The organism is Rhizobium sp. TH2, from assembly GCF_024707525.1.
In the GTDB taxonomy this organism is placed as follows: Bacteria; Pseudomonadota; Alphaproteobacteria; order Rhizobiales; family Rhizobiaceae; genus Rhizobium_E.
Map to the genome: position 1 here is coordinate 5,105,302 of NZ_CP062231.1, position 15,809 is coordinate 5,121,110.

At 61.3% G+C, this 15,809-nt stretch carries 14 protein-coding genes; 11 read left to right on the forward strand and 3 right to left on the reverse strand.

What is annotated here, in order from left to right; genetic code table 11:
- Positions 1-98 precede the first annotated feature (98 nt).
- From IHQ71_RS25020 to IHQ71_RS25045, 6 genes are all read left to right on the forward strand, one after another.
- A complete protein-coding gene (locus tag IHQ71_RS25020) occupies positions 99-2,156 on the forward strand; it encodes a M3 family metallopeptidase (RefSeq protein WP_258159111.1) in 2,058 nt (685 codons plus the stop codon).
- 85 nt (positions 2,157-2,241) lie between these two features.
- Positions 2,242-2,418, forward strand: coding sequence for a hypothetical protein (locus tag IHQ71_RS25025; protein WP_258159112.1), 177 nt, complete (start codon positions 2,242-2,244; stop codon positions 2,416-2,418).
- A complete protein-coding gene (locus IHQ71_RS25030) occupies positions 2,415-3,080 on the forward strand; it encodes a Fic family protein (RefSeq protein ID WP_258159113.1) in 666 nt (221 codons plus the stop codon). The genes IHQ71_RS25025 and IHQ71_RS25030 overlap by 4 nt, the downstream gene beginning before the upstream one ends.
- Positions 3,081-3,208: 128 nt before the next feature.
- Positions 3,209-4,792, forward strand: coding sequence for an alkaline phosphatase (locus IHQ71_RS25035; protein ID WP_258159114.1), 1,584 nt, complete (start codon positions 3,209-3,211; stop codon positions 4,790-4,792).
- 121 nt (positions 4,793-4,913) lie between these two features.
- Positions 4,914-5,417, forward strand: a complete 504-nt coding sequence (locus tag IHQ71_RS25040; protein ID WP_258159115.1) for a hypothetical protein — start codon at positions 4,914-4,916, stop codon at positions 5,415-5,417.
- The gene (locus tag IHQ71_RS25045; RefSeq protein ID WP_258159116.1) at positions 5,414-5,872 is read left to right on the forward strand and encodes a hypothetical protein; all 459 of its coding nucleotides are present in this window, start codon (positions 5,414-5,416) and stop codon (positions 5,870-5,872) included. Before IHQ71_RS25040 ends, IHQ71_RS25045 begins: the two co-directional genes overlap by 4 nt.
- Here the strand turns inward: IHQ71_RS25045 and IHQ71_RS25050 are convergent.
- A complete protein-coding gene (locus IHQ71_RS25050; RefSeq protein WP_258159117.1) occupies positions 5,862-7,538 on the reverse strand; it encodes a M20/M25/M40 family metallo-hydrolase in 1,677 nt (558 codons plus the stop codon). The genes IHQ71_RS25045 and IHQ71_RS25050 overlap by 11 nt on opposite strands.
- A 129-nt stretch (positions 7,539-7,667) precedes the next feature.
- On the opposite strand from IHQ71_RS25050, the gene IHQ71_RS25055 reads away from it, so the two are divergent.
- The gene (locus IHQ71_RS25055) at positions 7,668-8,084 is read left to right on the forward strand and encodes an Lrp/AsnC family transcriptional regulator (RefSeq protein ID WP_258162947.1); all 417 of its coding nucleotides are present in this window, start codon (positions 7,668-7,670) and stop codon (positions 8,082-8,084) included.
- A gap of 138 nt (positions 8,085-8,222) precedes the next feature.
- On the opposite strand, the gene IHQ71_RS25060 is transcribed toward IHQ71_RS25055, so the two are convergent.
- Complete coding sequence (locus IHQ71_RS25060; protein WP_258159118.1) at positions 8,223-8,990, reverse strand: KilA-N domain-containing protein; 768 nt, start codon at positions 8,988-8,990, stop codon at positions 8,223-8,225.
- A gap of 484 nt (positions 8,991-9,474) precedes the next feature.
- Between IHQ71_RS25060 and IHQ71_RS25065 the strand changes: the two genes are divergently transcribed.
- Positions 9,475-10,368 (forward strand): DMT family transporter, encoded by an 894-nt coding sequence (locus IHQ71_RS25065; protein WP_258159119.1) that lies wholly within the window; start codon positions 9,475-9,477, stop codon positions 10,366-10,368.
- Positions 10,369-10,514: 146 nt separating this feature from the next.
- On the opposite strand, the gene IHQ71_RS25070 is transcribed toward IHQ71_RS25065, so the two are convergent.
- Entirely contained in the window at positions 10,515-11,126 is a 612-nt protein-coding gene (locus tag IHQ71_RS25070) for a TetR/AcrR family transcriptional regulator (RefSeq protein WP_258159120.1), read from the reverse strand.
- 110 nt (positions 11,127-11,236) lie between these two features.
- Here IHQ71_RS25070 and IHQ71_RS25075 point away from each other — a divergent pair, with 110 nt between their 5' ends.
- The 3 genes from IHQ71_RS25075 to IHQ71_RS25085 all read left to right on the forward strand — a co-directional run bounded on the left by IHQ71_RS25075 (position 11,237) and on the right by IHQ71_RS25085 (position 15,725).
- The gene (locus IHQ71_RS25075; protein ID WP_258159121.1) at positions 11,237-11,923 is read left to right on the forward strand and encodes a PspA/IM30 family protein; all 687 of its coding nucleotides are present in this window, start codon (positions 11,237-11,239) and stop codon (positions 11,921-11,923) included.
- A 30-nt stretch (positions 11,924-11,953) separates the two neighbouring features.
- Positions 11,954-12,235, forward strand: coding sequence for a YiaA/YiaB family inner membrane protein (locus tag IHQ71_RS25080; protein ID WP_258159122.1), 282 nt, complete (start codon positions 11,954-11,956; stop codon positions 12,233-12,235).
- 94 nt (positions 12,236-12,329) lie between these two features.
- Positions 12,330-15,725 carry an acyl-[ACP]--phospholipid O-acyltransferase gene (locus tag IHQ71_RS25085; protein WP_258159123.1) on the forward strand — a complete coding sequence of 1,132 codons (3,396 nt, stop codon included), beginning with the start codon at positions 12,330-12,332 and terminating at the stop codon, positions 15,723-15,725.
- Positions 15,726-15,809: the final 84 nt, after the last annotated feature.

Here is a 15,809-nt window from a genome sequence, read left to right on the forward strand (position 1 = left end):
TTTTCGGCCCTTTCAACGTTTGCGGTATCAAATCCCCGGCATGACTTCCTATATTGCTGGTGATTCACGAGACCAGATGCATCCGCGAAGGAAAGCCCATGACCGAACCCGCCATCAACCAGGCCATCTTCAACTGGGACGGCCCGCACGGCCTGCCGCGTTTCGCCGCCGTCCGCGACGAGGATTTCAAGCCGGCCTTCGATTTCGCTCTAGTGGCCCATGACGCGGAGATCGACGCTATCGCCAACAATCCGGAAGCGCCGACGTTCGCCAACACGATCACCGCGCTCGAAATCGCCGGCGACGAGCTGTCGCGCGTCTCGTCGATCTTCTGGAACAAGGCCGGTTCGGACACCAACGAAGCGATCCAGCATCTCGAACGCGAGATTTCGCCCGTCATGTCGCGGCACTATTCGAAGATCGGCCAGAACGAGCCGCTCTTCAAGCGCATCGATGCGCTCTGGGAGAGCAAGGACAGCCTCAGCCTGACGCTCGAGGAAACCCGCGTGCTCGAGCGCCACTGGAAGGGCTTCGTGAAATCCGGCGCCAAGCTGCCCAAGGACCAGCAGAAGCGGCTCGCCAAGATCAACGAGACGCTTTCAAGCCTCGGCACCAATTTCGGCCAGAACGTGCTGGCCGACGAGAAGAACTGGTTCCTGCTGCTCTCCGATGAAGACGAGCTCGCCGGCCTGCCGGATTTCGTCCGCGACGCCATGGCCGCGGCCGCCGAGGCGCGCGGCGAGAAAGGCAAATATGCCGTCACTCTCTCGCGCTCGATCATCGAACCGTTCCTGACCTTCTCCGAACGCCGCGATCTCCGCGAACAGGCCTTCAATGCCTGGGCCGCGCGCGGCGAAAATCCCGGCCCCACAGACAATCGCGAGATCATCGCCGAGACCGTGGCGCTCCGCGACGAGAAGGCCAGGCTGCTCGGCTACCCGCATTACGCGGCGCTGAAGCTCGACAACACCATGGCCAAGGACGCCGGCACCGTGAATGGCCTTCTGATGAAGGTCTGGGAAAAGGCCCGTCTCCGCGCCCTGGAGGAAGAGGCCGATCTCGCCCGCCTGATCGCCGAGGAAGGCAGGAACCACGGCGTGCAGCCCTGGGACTGGCGGCATTTCGCCGAGAAGCTCAGGGCCCGGACGTTCAACTTCTCGGAAAGCGAACTCAAACCCTATCTCCAGCTTGAGAGGATCATCGACGCCTGCTTTGCGGTCGCAGCCAAGCTCTTCTCCATCAGGGCCGTGCGCCGCACCGATATCGCCGGCTACCACCCCGATGTCCGCGTCTACGAGATCCGCGATTTCGAAGACAATCTCGTTGCACTGTTCATGGGTGACTATTTCGCCCGCTCCTCGAAGCGTTCCGGCGCCTGGATGAGTTCCTTCCAGAGCCAGCACAAGCTGCCGCTCAAGAACGGCGCCAAGGGCGAGATTCCGATCATCTACAATGTCTGCAATTTCGCCAAACCGGCCGAAAGCAAGCCGGCGCTGCTGTCGATCGACGACGCCAAGACGCTGTTCCACGAGTTCGGCCATGCGCTCCACGGCATGCTGTCCAACGTGACCTATCCCACGGTTTCCGGCACCAGCGTGTCCCGCGATTTCGTCGAGCTGCCGTCACAGCTTTACGAGCACTGGCTGACCGTGCCCGATATCCTCAAGGAATATGCGCTGCACTACGAGACTGGTTCGCCGATGCCCGAGGAACTGCTCGACAAGGTGCTTGCCGCCCGCACCTTCAACGCCGGCTTCAACACGGTCGAGTTCACCTCCTCGGCGCTGGTCGACATGGCCTTCCACACCAGGCCGCCGGGCGACCCGATGGTGCTGACCGCGGAGGTGCTCGCCGAGATCGGCATGCCGTCGTCGATCGTCATGCGCCACCGCACGCCGCATTTCAGCCACGTCTTCTCCGGCGATGGCTATTCCGCCGGCTACTATTCCTACATGTGGTCGGAAGTGCTAGACGCCGACGCCTTCGAAGCCTTCATGGAAACCGGCAATCCGTTCAACGCCGAGACAGCCAGGCGGCTCAAGGAAAACATCTATTCCGTCGGCGGTTCGATCGATCCGGAAGACGCCTACAAGGCCTTCCGCGGCAAGCTGCCGAGCCCCGACGCAATGCTGAAGAAGAAAGGGCTGGCGGCGTGAATCCAGCTTGAATCAAAATAGTCGTGCAACACTATTCGCATGATCCGGCAATCAGCTTATGGTGTGTAGCCGAGGGAGAAAAGACATGAATGAGTCATTGGAGAAACTGGTTGAGGCGGCACGAAAAGTGAAGCCTACCGAATCGGACCATGAGCAGCAGCGCCGCAGCTTCGCCTATGGGAACACGCATTTCGAGAACCAGTTGATCACACGCGAGATGATCGACAAGGCTGCAGAACAAATTCTGAAAGAGACGAAATGACTGATGAGACTCGTCGGCATAGTGTTGCCAGTGAGGCGACCCTTATCACCGATGAGATATTGCGTGCCGAGGCCGAAGCCAGAAACGGCCTGCTCCAATACGACTACGCGTGCCGCGCGATCATCGATGCTATAGAAAAGGGCTCGAGTTGGCGGTTGCGGCCATCCTTACTTCTTGGCCTACATAGGGAAGCACTTCAGGGTATAAGCTCCTACGCCGGCAATTATCGCCCTGCTTCGGTTGTTATCGAAGGCAGTCGGCACAAACCGGTCGATGCGCATCGAGTTCCCGAACTCATCGAAGACCTTTGCGACTACATTAACGAGCATTGGACAAGGAGCACCGCGATCCATCTGGCTTCCTTCGCCATGTGGAGGTTGAATTGGATTCATCCGTTCAGCGATGGCAATGGCCGGACATCCAGAATGATTTCCTACGCAGTGCTTTGCATCAAGCTTGGCCTTCTGTTGCCAGGACAAAAGACGATACCTGACCAGATTGTGGAAAATAGAACTCCCTATTTTGCAGCCCTCGAACAGGCCGACCAAAATCCTTCTGAGGGACCATTTGATTTGTCGGCTATGGAAGAGCTGCTCGGAAACATGCTCGCGGCACAGCTGACCAGCGTGATGGAAACAGCGACCGGCAAGACATTGCTTTAGCCAAGCTCTATCCGACACCGTCACCAAAGCATCATCGAAACGTCATCGGGGCATTACCCGGCTGACATGAATCCCCTGTTTGTTGCCGCCCGCGGGCAAGACCCGCGAGCGGAATCAAGGAGAGCTTCATGTCAAGGATCACCAGCACACTTTCACGCCGAACCCTTTTGAAGAGCACGGCCGCGACAGGCCTCTTCGCGGCCACGTCCAGTCTCGCGCTGCCCTTCTATGCGCGCGCCGCCAATGCGCCGAGCTTCACCCATGGCGTCCAGTCGGGCGATGTCGATTCGTCCTCCGGCATGATCTGGACGCGCGTCGACCGTCCGTCGCGGATCCAGATGGAGATTTCCACCGTCGAGAGCTTCAAGGACCCGATCCGTCTCGCGCCGATGAACGCGCTTCCCGAAAGCGATTTCGCCGTCAAGCGCCTCGTCGAGAACCTGCCCTCGGACCAGGAGATCTTCTATCGCTTCACCGCAGCCGATCTCTCCGACATCAATGTCATGTCCGAGCCGGTCACCGGCCGCTTCCGCACCGGCCCGTCTTCGCGCCGCAACATCCGCTTCGCATGGTCGGGCGATACGGTTGGCCAGGGCTGGGGCATCGACGACAAGGGCATGTATTCCTATGCCACGATCGCCGGGCACCAGCCGGATTTCTTCCTGCATTCCGGCGACACGATTTACGCCGACGGTCCGCTCAAGGAGAGCGTCGATCTGCCTGATGGCACCAAATGGGTCAACAAGGTCGTCATTCCCGAAAAGATGAAGGTCGCCGAGACGCTGGCCGAATATCGCGGCCAGTGGAAGTACAACATGATGGACGAGCATGTCCGCGCGCTCGCCGCCATCTGTCCGACGTTCTTCCAGTGGGACGATCATGAAGTGACCAACAATTGGTCCTCGTCGAAGAACCTGATGGCCGACGACCGCTACACCGAAAAGTCGATCGCGCTGCTGTCCGCCCGTGCCGGCCGCGCCTTCCACGAAATGACGCCGATCCGCTATACCCCGGCCGAGCCGGGCCGCGTCTATCGCAAGATCTCCTATGGCCCTATGATGGATGTGTTCTTCATCGACCTGCGCTCCTATCGCGGCCCGAATGGGGAATCGAAGGAGACGGTGCTCGACGACAATTCGCGCATTGTCGGGGCCGAGCAGATGCGCTGGCTGAAGCGCGAACTCGCCAATTCCCGCGCCACCTGGAAAATCCTTGCCAGCGACATGCCGCTCGGCATTATCGTCTGGGACAATGGCAAGGAGAAGAAGGGCGCCGAAGCCATCGCCAACGGCGATCATGGCCCGGCCAGCGGCCGCGAACTCGAAATCGCCGACCTGCTGCGCTACATCAAGACCTCGGGGATCAAGAACACGGTCTGGCTGACCGCCGACGTGCATTACTCCGCCGCCCATTACTACAATCCCGACAAGGCCCAGTTCCAGGATTTCGATCCTTTCTGGGAGTTCGTTTCCGGCCCGATCCATGCCGGCAGCTTCGGCCCCAACGACATGGACATGACATTTGGTCCGGAAGTGAAGTTCGTCGCTGCGCCGACCAAGGAGCAGGGCCAGAACCTGCCGCCCTCGGCCGGCCTGCAGTTCTTCGGCCTCGTCGATATCGACGGCGCGACCGAGCAGTTGACCGTCCGGATCATCAAGCGCGACGACAAGGAGCTCTACAAGGTTACGCTCGATCCGGTCCGGACGACCTGACGTCCGATCCATCGGCGGCAGGGCGCAGCTTCCTATGCGCCCTGCCGAGAATAAATGCTTGCATCCCGCCGTTCCCACGTAGATTTTCATATCGGAAGCGCCGGCCCATCGGGTTCGGCGGATGGTGACGAACTTGGCGGACACTGGCGGATCGGGCGATGCAGTCGGAACCTCGGCGCGATGGATTCTGCTTGCGGTCCTCGGCGTTGTCAGCCTCGGCCTGCTCGTGCCGGGCGGCTTGGTATATCTGACGGTTGTCGGCGAATGGGCCGATAGCAGCAGGGGTTTCGCTGGCATCGAAGGCGCCATCGGCTGGCTCTTCGGCCTTTGCGCCACGGCGGCGATCGCCGCCGGACTGATCATCGTCGGCGTGATGCTCAGGCTTGCGCATTGGGATCGCGCGCCGCTTGCGAGCCTTTTCCTCGCCGTCCTGTCGGTCGGCTTCATTATCGGCACCTACTTCGTTTTCTCCGACACCAACACGACGGACAACAGCATCGAAGTGGTGTTTCTCCAGGGCTGCTGCATCGTCGCATTGCTGGTGGTGGCGCTTCCTCCCTTCCTGCATTGGGTGATGACCAAGCCACAGCCGACCATCACCGAAACACCGAAGGGTTGGGAATGAGCGAGCCGGTCGCGAGCCAGAACCAGATCAATGGGCCGGTGGTGCTCCGCATCGTGCTGGCGGTGCTCTGCATGATCCCCGGCTTGATGGGCCTGCTCGTCCTGGGCTTCCTCGTATACGCCTTTGCCGCCCAAGGCTTCCATTTCATCGAGTCCGACAAGGAATTGATACAGCCCTATATCATCGGCTCGGTCGTATTCATCGGCTCGTCGGTGATCGCCGTCGGCATCATCCTCCGCTATGCGCGCTCGAAGCGCGCGCCAGCCGCCAGCCTATGCCTAGCCTTGTTCTTCCTCATCGCCGACGTGATCGGTATCGGCATGATGCAAGCCACCTTCGATGCGGGCAACGGCGGCGACTGGCTATTGCTCATCATCGCCGCCGCCTTTGCTCTCATCACCGTTTCGCTACCGCCGTTCCTGCATTGGTGGAACGCCAGGCAGCCTACCGCCTGAGCAGCACCTCCCGGACGATCTCGACCAGGAACTTCGGGAACACGTCGAAGGCGTAAGGCATGTAGAGCCGTTCCAGCCGCTGATGGAATTCCCGTCCCCAGGGGCCGATATTGACGACGGGATAGGTAAGCGCATCGGCCGGCGGGCGATCGACCCAGAGCGCCGCAGGCGTATTGTCGGCAACGACGGTCGTATCGCTCTCATCGATCGCGGCGCCGAAGAAGCTCATATCCGATATGCCGGTGAAATATTCGCGACGCTTGAAGCTGGTGGCATGCCGGCTCTCGATCGTGCCGCGTGCCCGGTCAAGTGCTGCGGCAAAATCCCGGTCGAGATCGCGCGACAGGTCCAGATGCGTGTGCGGATAGTGCAGGCTGGAGAAGCCGGTGACGACGGCCGGGCCGGTGATGCGCGCCTCGGCGACCATGAACTCGACCAGCGAGCGCGTGACGTTCAGCGGATTGTCGTTGCCGGCGAGCGACGATGCCAAAACGTCGAAACGCTGCTGCGCATCCACGCCTCCCGCCTTCAAAGCTTCTTGCCTCAGCTCGGCAAAGCTGATCACGCGACCGGTGAAATCGAGCTTGCTCGGCTCGACGCCGTTCATATGAGCATAGTCCGCAGCCTTGGCCTTGAAGTCGTCAAGCGCCTCTTCCACAGCGCGTCCGACGATCGCATTGAAATCGCCATGGAGTTCCGACGGCGTGCGCGAATGAAATAGCCAGTTGAAGGCGAGCCAGACCTTGTCGGGCGTCGTCACCTCGTAACCACCGCGCAGGTCCTTCGCCTCGAGGCAGATCGGCGGCGGCGAGACTTGCGCCTCGCCGGTGTCGCAGAGCGCCGGATTGGCCTCGAAGGCGAGCATGATTTCGGATGCGATGCGATGCGCGCTGATGCCCTCGAACGGATAGCTTGCATGCGAGGCCTGGCCGACGACGAAGGCGAAGGGCAGAAGCTTGCCGATCGTGCCGTGATAGATGGCGCGGCCCTCGGACCCGTCGCCCTGGTCGCTGGTCGCATCGAGATTGACGCCGGCGACGATATCGAGATCCCAGCGTTTCATGAGACCCGGCAGCGCATCGCGGAGCGACCGCATGCCGCGCGAATTGCGCTCCTCGTCAGGCGTGGCGAACAGCACGAGATTGCCCTGGCGATCCGGCATTTCGGAAAAGTGCTCCAGCGCCGCGATGCCTGCCGCCACGCCGCTCTTCATATCGAGCATGCCGCGACCGGGCACGAAATCGCCGCTCCTCAAATCCTCCAGCGCCCGCGCCTCGGTCGCCGTGAGCGGCCGGCTTTCGAGATCGGCGATCAGCGCCGCCTTCAAGTCATCCGGCTTGCAGGCGAGATGCTTGAGTTCGAGATAGTTGTTCGTCTCGACCGTGTCGAAATGGCCGCCGAAAGCCAGCGTCCGCTTGCCCGACCCGCGCACCACGGCCACGACATTCCCAGCCATCGGCGAGCCATGGCTGTCGATGATGGCGATGTCTTCGGGATGGTCGCGGAAATAGGGAATCTCCCGCAGCAGACCGGCAAGCCTGTCGGCGAATTCCGCCTCGCCCGATGTGCCGCTCTCGCTCGGCCAGGAGACGAGGTGATAGGAAATCTCCTTCACCCGGTTGAATGGCTGCCAGCTTGCTTCAGTGTCGGTGGTGCGATCGGTCATCTGCTTCTCCCTTGATATCGGGACCATAGGCGAGCCAGGGGTTGACCGGAACGAGGCAAACCGGCGAAATGCGCAAACTTCTGGCGAAATCGCCAGCCAGATTGCCGGATGACACAGAAGGCTTGCACCATGGACGACCTCGACCAGCGCCTGATTGCCGAACTCCGGGTCAATGCACGCGCCTCGATCCCGACGCTTGCGACCCTGCTGGGTGTGGCGCGCGGCACGGTGCAGGCCCGGCTCAACAAGCTGGTCGCTTCCGGCGCGATCGCCGGCTTCACGGTGAAGCTGCGCGAGAACCGGCCGGATGCCATGGTGCGCGGCGTGATGATGGTCGAGCTTGCCGGCCGCAACATCAAGCCGGCCATCGCCTCCCTCCGCCGCAACCCGGGCTTTGCCGCCGTGCATACGACCAACGGCATCTGGGACCTGATCGCCGAAATCGAAGTGCCGAGTCTCGCGGAATTCAACACCGTAGTGACCGCCGTGCGCAGCATGGATGGCGTGGCGAAATCCGAGACGCATCTGTTTCTGGGGCCGGCTTGATGGGTGTAGGGTACCTTTCTGGCTGGGTGTTCACCCCTCACCAAGCGCGTCCATGCGTTCGATGACGCGCTCGCGGGCTTGCTATCCTCTCCCGCAAGGGGAGAGGGAAGCCATCGGGTGAAAGGCACATAGATCGGATTAAGAAGGAACCTTAACTCGGTCGCGCCGGTCCGCTTCTATCGCGTTTCTTATTGCAGATGCGGCTTTTGCGGTTGCCGTTCGGCACTGGTCGAACCCAGCCGAGTCCTCATATTCCATACGTTCTACTGACAGAGCTTCCGAAGCTGCGATGAACGCAATCTCGGATATTGTCATCGCATCGCGCAATGGACCCATCACATTACGTTCGGCCCGAAGTTCCGCGGCAGTCTTGCCAGTTAACCCCTGATATGTAGTGTTGGTACAAATTGCATAATGGACCGGCTTTACCACTCCGCGCTTGTCTAACTCGTTGGTGTAGAGCCCGCGAACCGCGCGACCCATGGCACGCTTGGCTGCCCACTCGTTCGCTTCAGGTGAGGCTCGCTGTAAAACCTCGTCGGCAAGCGTTGCATCGCCAGCCCTGTAACGGAGCCAGACTTCGCGAGTTTCAATCTCTAGCTTAGGGCTGAGATATCCAGCATACGCAGCGGCAAGAATGGGATGGGCATACGTGCCATCGTTCCCGCGACCGGATTTTGCGTAAATTACTGGAATATTTTGCTTATTCGCCTTTAGGTAAGAATTGGTTACCTTTTTCTGAAGCTCTGGAATCAGCTTCTTGGCGAAGGCGGATGAGCGCCAATGCTTGGGCAGTTTCGTGATGGGCGCCTTTGCAAGCGACCAAATGTCGTTGAGATTCCAAAGACCGAATTCATCCTCACGGACTGAATGGCCCCGTACGGTAATCAATGAGATAGTGTTCATGTTCAAACCTTGGTTCGTTGATGTTCATAGCTGTTTCCCACTCTGTCGTTGATGCCGCGATGAATCCGAACCGTAGTTCCTCCCGACTCAACCCGCATGAGGGAACATATCATGAAACTCAGCCGAGTGTGCGAAGTATAATACTGGGATTATTTTCCAATATCGAATGATAAGCAATTGATTTGGTTGGAAAGAAAATCGTGTGCGTACCAGTTTCGGGTTCGAGAAGGCCCCGCCCCGAAACCCCTCCCCACAAGGGGGAGGGGCCAATCCGTGGCGCTCACTTTCCATCAAAGCACGGCCTGCGTGCGCCGAAGACGATGCCCATTACTCGACGCTGAGAATTTCGAGACGGTGCCGCAAGTTAAGCCCCTCCCCCTTTGTGGGGAGGGGTTGGGGCGGGGTCTTTCTTCCCAACCACCCACCTTGCACCCACCTCATGAATCGGCGATATCTCGGCTCCCTCCGATGCCTGCAGGCTTCCATGACGATCACCGAACAGAACACTTATCGCCTCGGCGTGGCCTATGTGGCCGTGTCGGCGTTTCTGTGGTCGCTTTCAGGACTGTTCATGCGGGCGATCGAGGCGGATCTGATGACGATCCTGTTTTTGCGCGGGCTCGTTTCCGGCACCACGGTTTTCCTGCTGTTCCTCGCGGTCGAGCGCGACAAAGTATGGGCGACCCTCAAGGCGATGCGCTGGCCGACCTTCTGGGCGGCGGTGCTCTCCGCCGCCAGCATGATGGCCGGGCTGGGCTCGCTCTATTACACATCGATCGCCGACAGCATGGTGATCTATGCGACTGCACCCTTCATCACCGCCTTCATCGCCTATTTCTTTATCGGCGAGAAACCGAGCCGGGCGACCGTCATCGCCAGCACGATCGCCTTTTGCGGCGTGCTCTACATGGTGACCGACAGCCAGGGCGGCGGCTCGCTGCTCGGCAAGGGATTGGCTGTCATCATGTCGTTCACGGTCGCTGGCCTGGCGGTCGTCATGCGCAAGCACCGGGAAGTCTCGATGCTGCCGGCGATGGCGGCCTCGGCCTGGCTTGTATCGCTCACGACCGCGCCCTTTGCCAGCCCGCTTGCGGCCAGCACGACGGACCTGGGCCTGGTCGCCGCCTTCGGCATCGTGCAGAACGGCATGGGGCTGGCGCTTTATACATTCGGTGCCAAGCGCATTCCCGCCGTCGATGCCAGCCTGCTGACCGCGCTCGAAGTGCCGCTGACGCCGCTCTGGGTGTGGATCTTCATGAACGAAGTGCCGTCGCAGGCGACCCAGATCGGCGGCGCGATCGTGCTCGCCGCGCTGTTCGGGCACATCTTTGCAGAAATGCGGCGCAATCGCGCGCCGGTTACTGTCGCGCCGTTGTAAGATGGAGCCTCCGCTTCTCCCCTTGGGGAGAAGATGCCCGGAGGGCAGATGAGGGGTTCTCATCTACGAGCAAAGCGCTTCGCGCAACCCCTCATCCGGCGCATTCGCGCCACCTTCTCCCCAAGGGGAGAAGAGGGAGAAAGCCACTACCGCCGCACGTCCGCTCTCGCCCCGGCCGCCAACAACGCCACGAAATCATCGAGTTCGCTTTCCAGCCGCGTCGCGGGAATGCCGACGAAGCGGCCTTCGAGGCTGATCGAGATGATGCCGTGCACGGCGCTGAACAGCGTCAGCGCCCGGATCTGCCGATCCTCATCAGGCATATCGGGGTTGAGCCGGGTGAGCGGCCGGGCGATGAACTGGATCAGGAACATATGCCGTTCCAGATGCCAGTCCGGCGGCATCACATCATCCGGCAGCTTGTGATCGAAGAGGGCTGCCCAGAGATTCCGGTTCTCGAGCGCGAATTTGAGATAGCCGCGCGCCAGGATTCTCAACTGGGCAGCGGGGTCGTTCTCCTCGGCCAGCATTTCGGTCAGCTGATGCTCCAGCATCAGGAGCGTCGAGGAGTTCACATGCCACACCAGCTCATCAAGATCGCGGAAGGCCGTGTAGAGCCCGCCCAGCGCGCAGCCGGCATCCTGCGTCACGTCACGCGCCCGGAGATTGCCGAGTCCATCCGCGATGATCCGGTTGCGCGCCGCCTCGATCAGCCGCGCTTTCAAGTCCTCGCGTTTCAATTCCCGTTTGCCGGCCATTAACCATTCGCCTTCGAAATTATGAACGTCGTTCAAAATAATTCTTGAACATTGTTCGTCTTTGTGTCAGAACATAATCGTGAACGTTGTTCATACATGGAGAAACCGAGATGTTCAAACAAATTCTCACATTGCTGCGTGGCCGCGCTTTCGAGGCCGAGCAGGACTTTCTCGATCAGAACGCAATTCCCCTACTGGGCCAGCAGATCCGCGACGCCACCTTGGCAATCCAGTCGGCGCGTCGCGCGGTGGCCATTGCCATCGCCCAGAACGAACAGGAGGTCGGCCAGCACAAGGCCGCTCTCGCTCGCATCACCGACCTCGAAACCCGCGCCATCGCGGCCCTCCAGCAGGGCAACGAGAAGCTGGCCCGCGAGGCCGCCGAAGCGATCGGCTGGCTGGAGGCGGAATGCGCCGCCTCGGAGAAGGCGCAGGCGCAGTTCAGCGCCTCGATCAACCGGATGAAATCCGTGGTCCGGGCCTCCGAGGCCCGGCTGAGGGAACTGCAGCGCGGCGAGCGCCTGGCCCGCGCCACCGAGCATACCCAGAAACTCGATCGCTCGGCGGGCCACCACGGCCTCGCCACGCTCTCCGAAGCGGAGGAGACTTTGCTGCGCCTTCGCACCCGCCAGCAGGAGATCGATACAACCGCATCGGCGCTGCGCGAGATGGATGCCGGCACCGATCCCGCCGCCATCATCGAGAAGCTCGCCAAGGCCGGGTGCGGCGCGCCGCTCCAGCCCGACCCCGAAAACATCCTCGCTCGCCTTCGGGCGAGAATGAACAACGCCGCCTGACCGTATCAACACTGGACAAGGGATACTGATATGAACGAGAGTTTCCAGAAGCATTCCTCAGCCTGGGTGAGCTTCTCTTATTTGAGCTTCGGCGCGGCAGGCACCATGCTGGCGCTTGGCCTCTACATGATGCCGCTCGATCTCTGGGGTAAGGGCTACCTCGTCATGGGCATATTGATGCTCGTGCAGACCACCGTGAACGTCACCAAGACCATCCGCGACAACGCCGAAGCCGACAAGCTGATCCGCAAGGTCGAGGATGCCAAGACCGAGAAACTGCTGTTCAACATCAATCGTAACGACGCGAGTTAGCTGAAGTTAACCACACCACAGAGTTGTCCGGTCGAGCAACTATTGGCTAACGACTCTGTGGCTTGGTGACACTGCCCGCAAAAGGAAGATCTCGATGCAACGCAACCTGATGACATCGCGCCAGTTCGCGCCGCTGTTCTGGACGCAGTTCCTCTCGGCGTTCAATGACAATTTCCTCAAGAACACGCTGGTGTTCCTGATCATGTTCCAGATGGCAGCCGAAGGCGCCTCGCTGGTGACGGTGGCGGGCGGCATTTTCATCCTGCCTTTCCTGGCGCTCTCGGCGATCGGTGGTGAACTGGCCGACAAATACGACAAGGCCAAGATGGCGGAACTGCTGAAGCGCGCCGAGATCGGCGTCGCGGCGGTGGCCGTGCTGGGTATTGGACTGTCGTCGATCTGGATCCTGATGCTGGCCCTGTTCGGCTTCGGCGTGATTTCCGCGCTGTTCGGGCCGATCAAATACGGCATTCTGCCCGATCATCTCGACCGCCGGGATCTGCCCAAGGCCAATGCCTGGATCGAGGGTGGCACCTTCATCGCCATCCTGACCGGCACGATCGTCGCGGCCGTGGCCTTTAGCGGCGGCGACAATATCTGGGTTTTCGGACCGATGATGATGGGCCTCTCGATACTCTGCTGGTTCGCTGCCCGCATGATCCCGCCGACCGGCTCCAAGGCGCCCGACCTAGTGATCGACTGGAACATCTTCCGTTCGAGCGTGACGCTGGTGGGCGAAATCCGCGCGGATCAGCGCATCTGGCGCTCGGCCCTGATGAACTGCTGGTTCTGGTTCGTCGGCGCCTTCGTGATGACCATGCTGCCGATTATGGTGAAAGATATCCTCGGCGGTTCGGAAATCGTGGTGCCGGCCTATCTCGCCATCTTCGCGATCTCGATCGCCATCGGTTCCGCCATTGCCGGCTGGATGTCGGCCGGGCGCGTCGTGCTGCTGCCGGCGCCGATCGGCACCGCCATCATCGCGTTGTTCGGCCTCGACCTCGCATGGAATCTCTGGGGTCTTACCTCGGTCACCCACGCCACGACGATATCAGGCTTCTTCGCCGGCCAGAGCACGATCCGCGTCGCGGTAGACCTTGCCGGCATGGCGATCGGCGGCGCATTCCTCGCGGTGCCGACCTTCGCGGCCATGCAGACCTGGGCGCATGAGGATCGCCGCGCCCGTGTCATCGGTGCGGCAAACGTTCTCTCGGCACTGTTCATCACCTCGGGCCTGGCGCTGGTCGCCATCCTGCAGGCGATCGGTACCTCGGTGCCGATGATCATCCTGGGACTGTCCGTCATCAATCTCGGCATTGCCTGGCTGATGCTGAAGACCCTGCCGACCAATCCGTTCCGCGATTTCATCTCGATCATCTTCCGCGCCTTCATGCGGCTGGAAGTCGAAGGGCTGGAGAACATCAAGAAGGCCGGCGTCGCACCGATCATCGCGCTCAACCATGTCAGCCTGCTCGACGGCGCGCTGGCGCTCGCCATCACCGAGGAAGAGCCGACCTTCGCCGTCGACTACAAGATCGCCCAGGCCTGGTGGGTGAAGCCGTTCCTGAAATTCGCAAAATTCCTGCCGCTCGACCCGACCAAGCCGATGGCGACCCGCACCCTGATCAAGGTCGTGCAGGACGGCAATCCGATCGGCATCTTCCCCGAGGGCCGCCTGACTGTCACCGGCACGCTGATGAAGGTCTATGATGGCGCCGCCATGGTGGCCGACAAGACCGGCGCGATGGTCGTGCCTGTTCGCATCGACGGCTTGGAGAAGAGCTATTTCACCTATCTCAACGACGACAAGGTGCGCCGCCGCTGGTTCCCCAAGGTCAAGGTGACGATCCTCGAACCGCAGAAGCTCGAAGTCCCGGCCGAACTCAAGGGCCGCGCCCGTCGCATCGCCGCCGGTGCCGCCCTCTACCAGATCATGTCGGACCTGATGTTCAAGACATCGAACACCGATTCGACTGTGATCGAGCGGGTGATCGAATCCGCGAAAGAGCGCGGCATGAGCAAGCTGGCGGTCGAGGATCCGGTCACCGGCAAGCTGACCTATGGCAAGCTGCTGACCGGCGCCGCCGTGCTGGCCGCCCAGTTCAAGGCGCGCTTCCCGGATGACGAGACGCTCGGCGTGATGCTGCCCAACGCCAATGGCGCAGCAGCCACACTGTTCGGCGTGATGAGCGCCGGCAAGGTACCGGCGATGCTGAACTTCACCGCCGGCGCGACGAACATTCTATCCGCCTGCACCGCCGCCAAGGTGAAGCACGTGCTGACCTCCCGCGCCTTCGTGACCCAGGCCAAGCTTGGACCAGTGATCGAGGAAATGGAAAAGCAGGTCAAGATCGTCTGGCTCGACGACCTGCGCACCGAGATCGGCTACAAGGACAAGCTGATGGGCTATCTCGGCAAGGCGCGTCCGCTGGTCAGGCGCAAGCCCGATGACGCGGCGGTGATCCTGTTCACCTCGGGTTCCGAGGGCACGCCGAAGGGCGTGGTGCTGACCCACCGCAACATCCTGTCGAATGCCGCGCAGGCCGCAGCCCGCATCGATTTCCACTCGGGCGACAAGGTGTTCAACATCCTGCCGGTGTTCCACTCCTTCGGCCTGACGGCGGGCACTGTGCTCCCGCTGATCTCCGGCGTGCCGGTCTATTTCTACCCCTCGCCGCTGCATTACCGCATCGTGCCGGAACTGATCTATTCGTCGAATGCGACGATCATCTTCGGCACCGACACCTTCCTGTCGGGCTATGCCAGGACCGCGCATCCCTACGACTTCCGCTCGATCCGCTACATCTTCTCGGGCGCCGAGCCGGTGAAGGCCTCGACCCGCGAGACCTATATGGAGAAGTTCGGGCTGAGGATTCTCGAAGGCTACGGCGTCACCGAAACCGCGCCGGTCGTGTCGATCAACACGCCGATGTACAACAAGTCTGGCACCGTCGGTAAGATCATGCCCGGCATGGAATGGAAGCTCGAACCGGTACCTGGAATCGAGGAGGGCGGCCGGCTCTATCTCAAGGGTCCGAACGTCATGGCCGGCTATCTCCGCGCCGAAAATCCCGGCGTGCTGGAACCGCTGCCCGATGGCTGGCACGACACCGGCGACATCGTCACCATCGATGCCGACGGCTTCGTCAAGATCCGCGGGCGCGCCAAGCGCTTCGCCAAGATCGGCGGCGAGATGGTGTCGCTGGCAGCGGTGGAAGCACTGGCCGGCAGCCTGTGGCCGGGTGCGCTGTCCGCGGTCTCAGCCGTGCCGGATGCCAAAAAGGGCGAGCGCCTGATCCTGCTCACCGACGCGCCGAACGCCACCCGCGCCGAATTCCTCGCCTACGCCAAGTCGAAGAACGCCATGGACATGATGGTCCCGGCCGAGGTGCGCGTCGGCAAGGTGCCGGTGCTCGGCACTGGCAAGATCGACTTCGTCGAGGCGCGGAAGCTGGCGCTGGAGCCGGTGGCGGCGACCGCTGCGGCGTGAGTCTCCCGCTTCTCCCCTTGGGGAGAAGGTGGCCCGAAGGGCCGGATGAGGGGTTGCGCGGAGCGCCCGGCAAATTGGAACCCC

What these genes read in the sequence shown, in the direction of transcription:
- IHQ71_RS25045 (WP_258159116.1), top strand. Translation starts at nt 5,414, where the DNA reads ATGAGCGAGCCGGTCGCGAGCCAGAACCAGATCAATGGGCCGGTGGTG.
- IHQ71_RS25075 (WP_258159121.1), top strand. Translation starts at nt 11,237, where the DNA reads ATGTTCAAACAAATTCTCACATTGCTGCGTGGCCGCGCTTTCGAGGCC.
- IHQ71_RS25020 (WP_258159111.1), top strand. Translation starts at nt 99, where the DNA reads ATGACCGAACCCGCCATCAACCAGGCCATCTTCAACTGGGACGGCCCG.
- IHQ71_RS25080 (WP_258159122.1), top strand. Translation starts at nt 11,954, where the DNA reads ATGAACGAGAGTTTCCAGAAGCATTCCTCAGCCTGGGTGAGCTTCTCT.
- IHQ71_RS25085 (WP_258159123.1), top strand. Translation starts at nt 12,330, where the DNA reads ATGCAACGCAACCTGATGACATCGCGCCAGTTCGCGCCGCTGTTCTGG.
- IHQ71_RS25070 (WP_258159120.1), bottom strand. Translation starts at nt 11,126, where the DNA reads ATGGCCGGCAAACGGGAATTGAAACGCGAGGACTTGAAAGCGCGGCTG.
- IHQ71_RS25040 (WP_258159115.1), top strand. Translation starts at nt 4,914, where the DNA reads ATGGTGACGAACTTGGCGGACACTGGCGGATCGGGCGATGCAGTCGGA.
- IHQ71_RS25025 (WP_258159112.1), top strand. Translation starts at nt 2,242, where the DNA reads ATGAATGAGTCATTGGAGAAACTGGTTGAGGCGGCACGAAAAGTGAAG.
- IHQ71_RS25065 (WP_258159119.1), top strand. Translation starts at nt 9,475, where the DNA reads ATGACGATCACCGAACAGAACACTTATCGCCTCGGCGTGGCCTATGTG.
- IHQ71_RS25055 (WP_258162947.1), top strand. Translation starts at nt 7,668, where the DNA reads ATGGACGACCTCGACCAGCGCCTGATTGCCGAACTCCGGGTCAATGCA.
- IHQ71_RS25060 (WP_258159118.1), bottom strand. Translation starts at nt 8,990, where the DNA reads ATGAACACTATCTCATTGATTACCGTACGGGGCCATTCAGTCCGTGAG.
- IHQ71_RS25030 (WP_258159113.1), top strand. Translation starts at nt 2,415, where the DNA reads ATGACTGATGAGACTCGTCGGCATAGTGTTGCCAGTGAGGCGACCCTT.
- IHQ71_RS25035 (WP_258159114.1), top strand. Translation starts at nt 3,209, where the DNA reads ATGTCAAGGATCACCAGCACACTTTCACGCCGAACCCTTTTGAAGAGC.
- IHQ71_RS25050 (WP_258159117.1), bottom strand. Translation starts at nt 7,538, where the DNA reads ATGACCGATCGCACCACCGACACTGAAGCAAGCTGGCAGCCATTCAAC.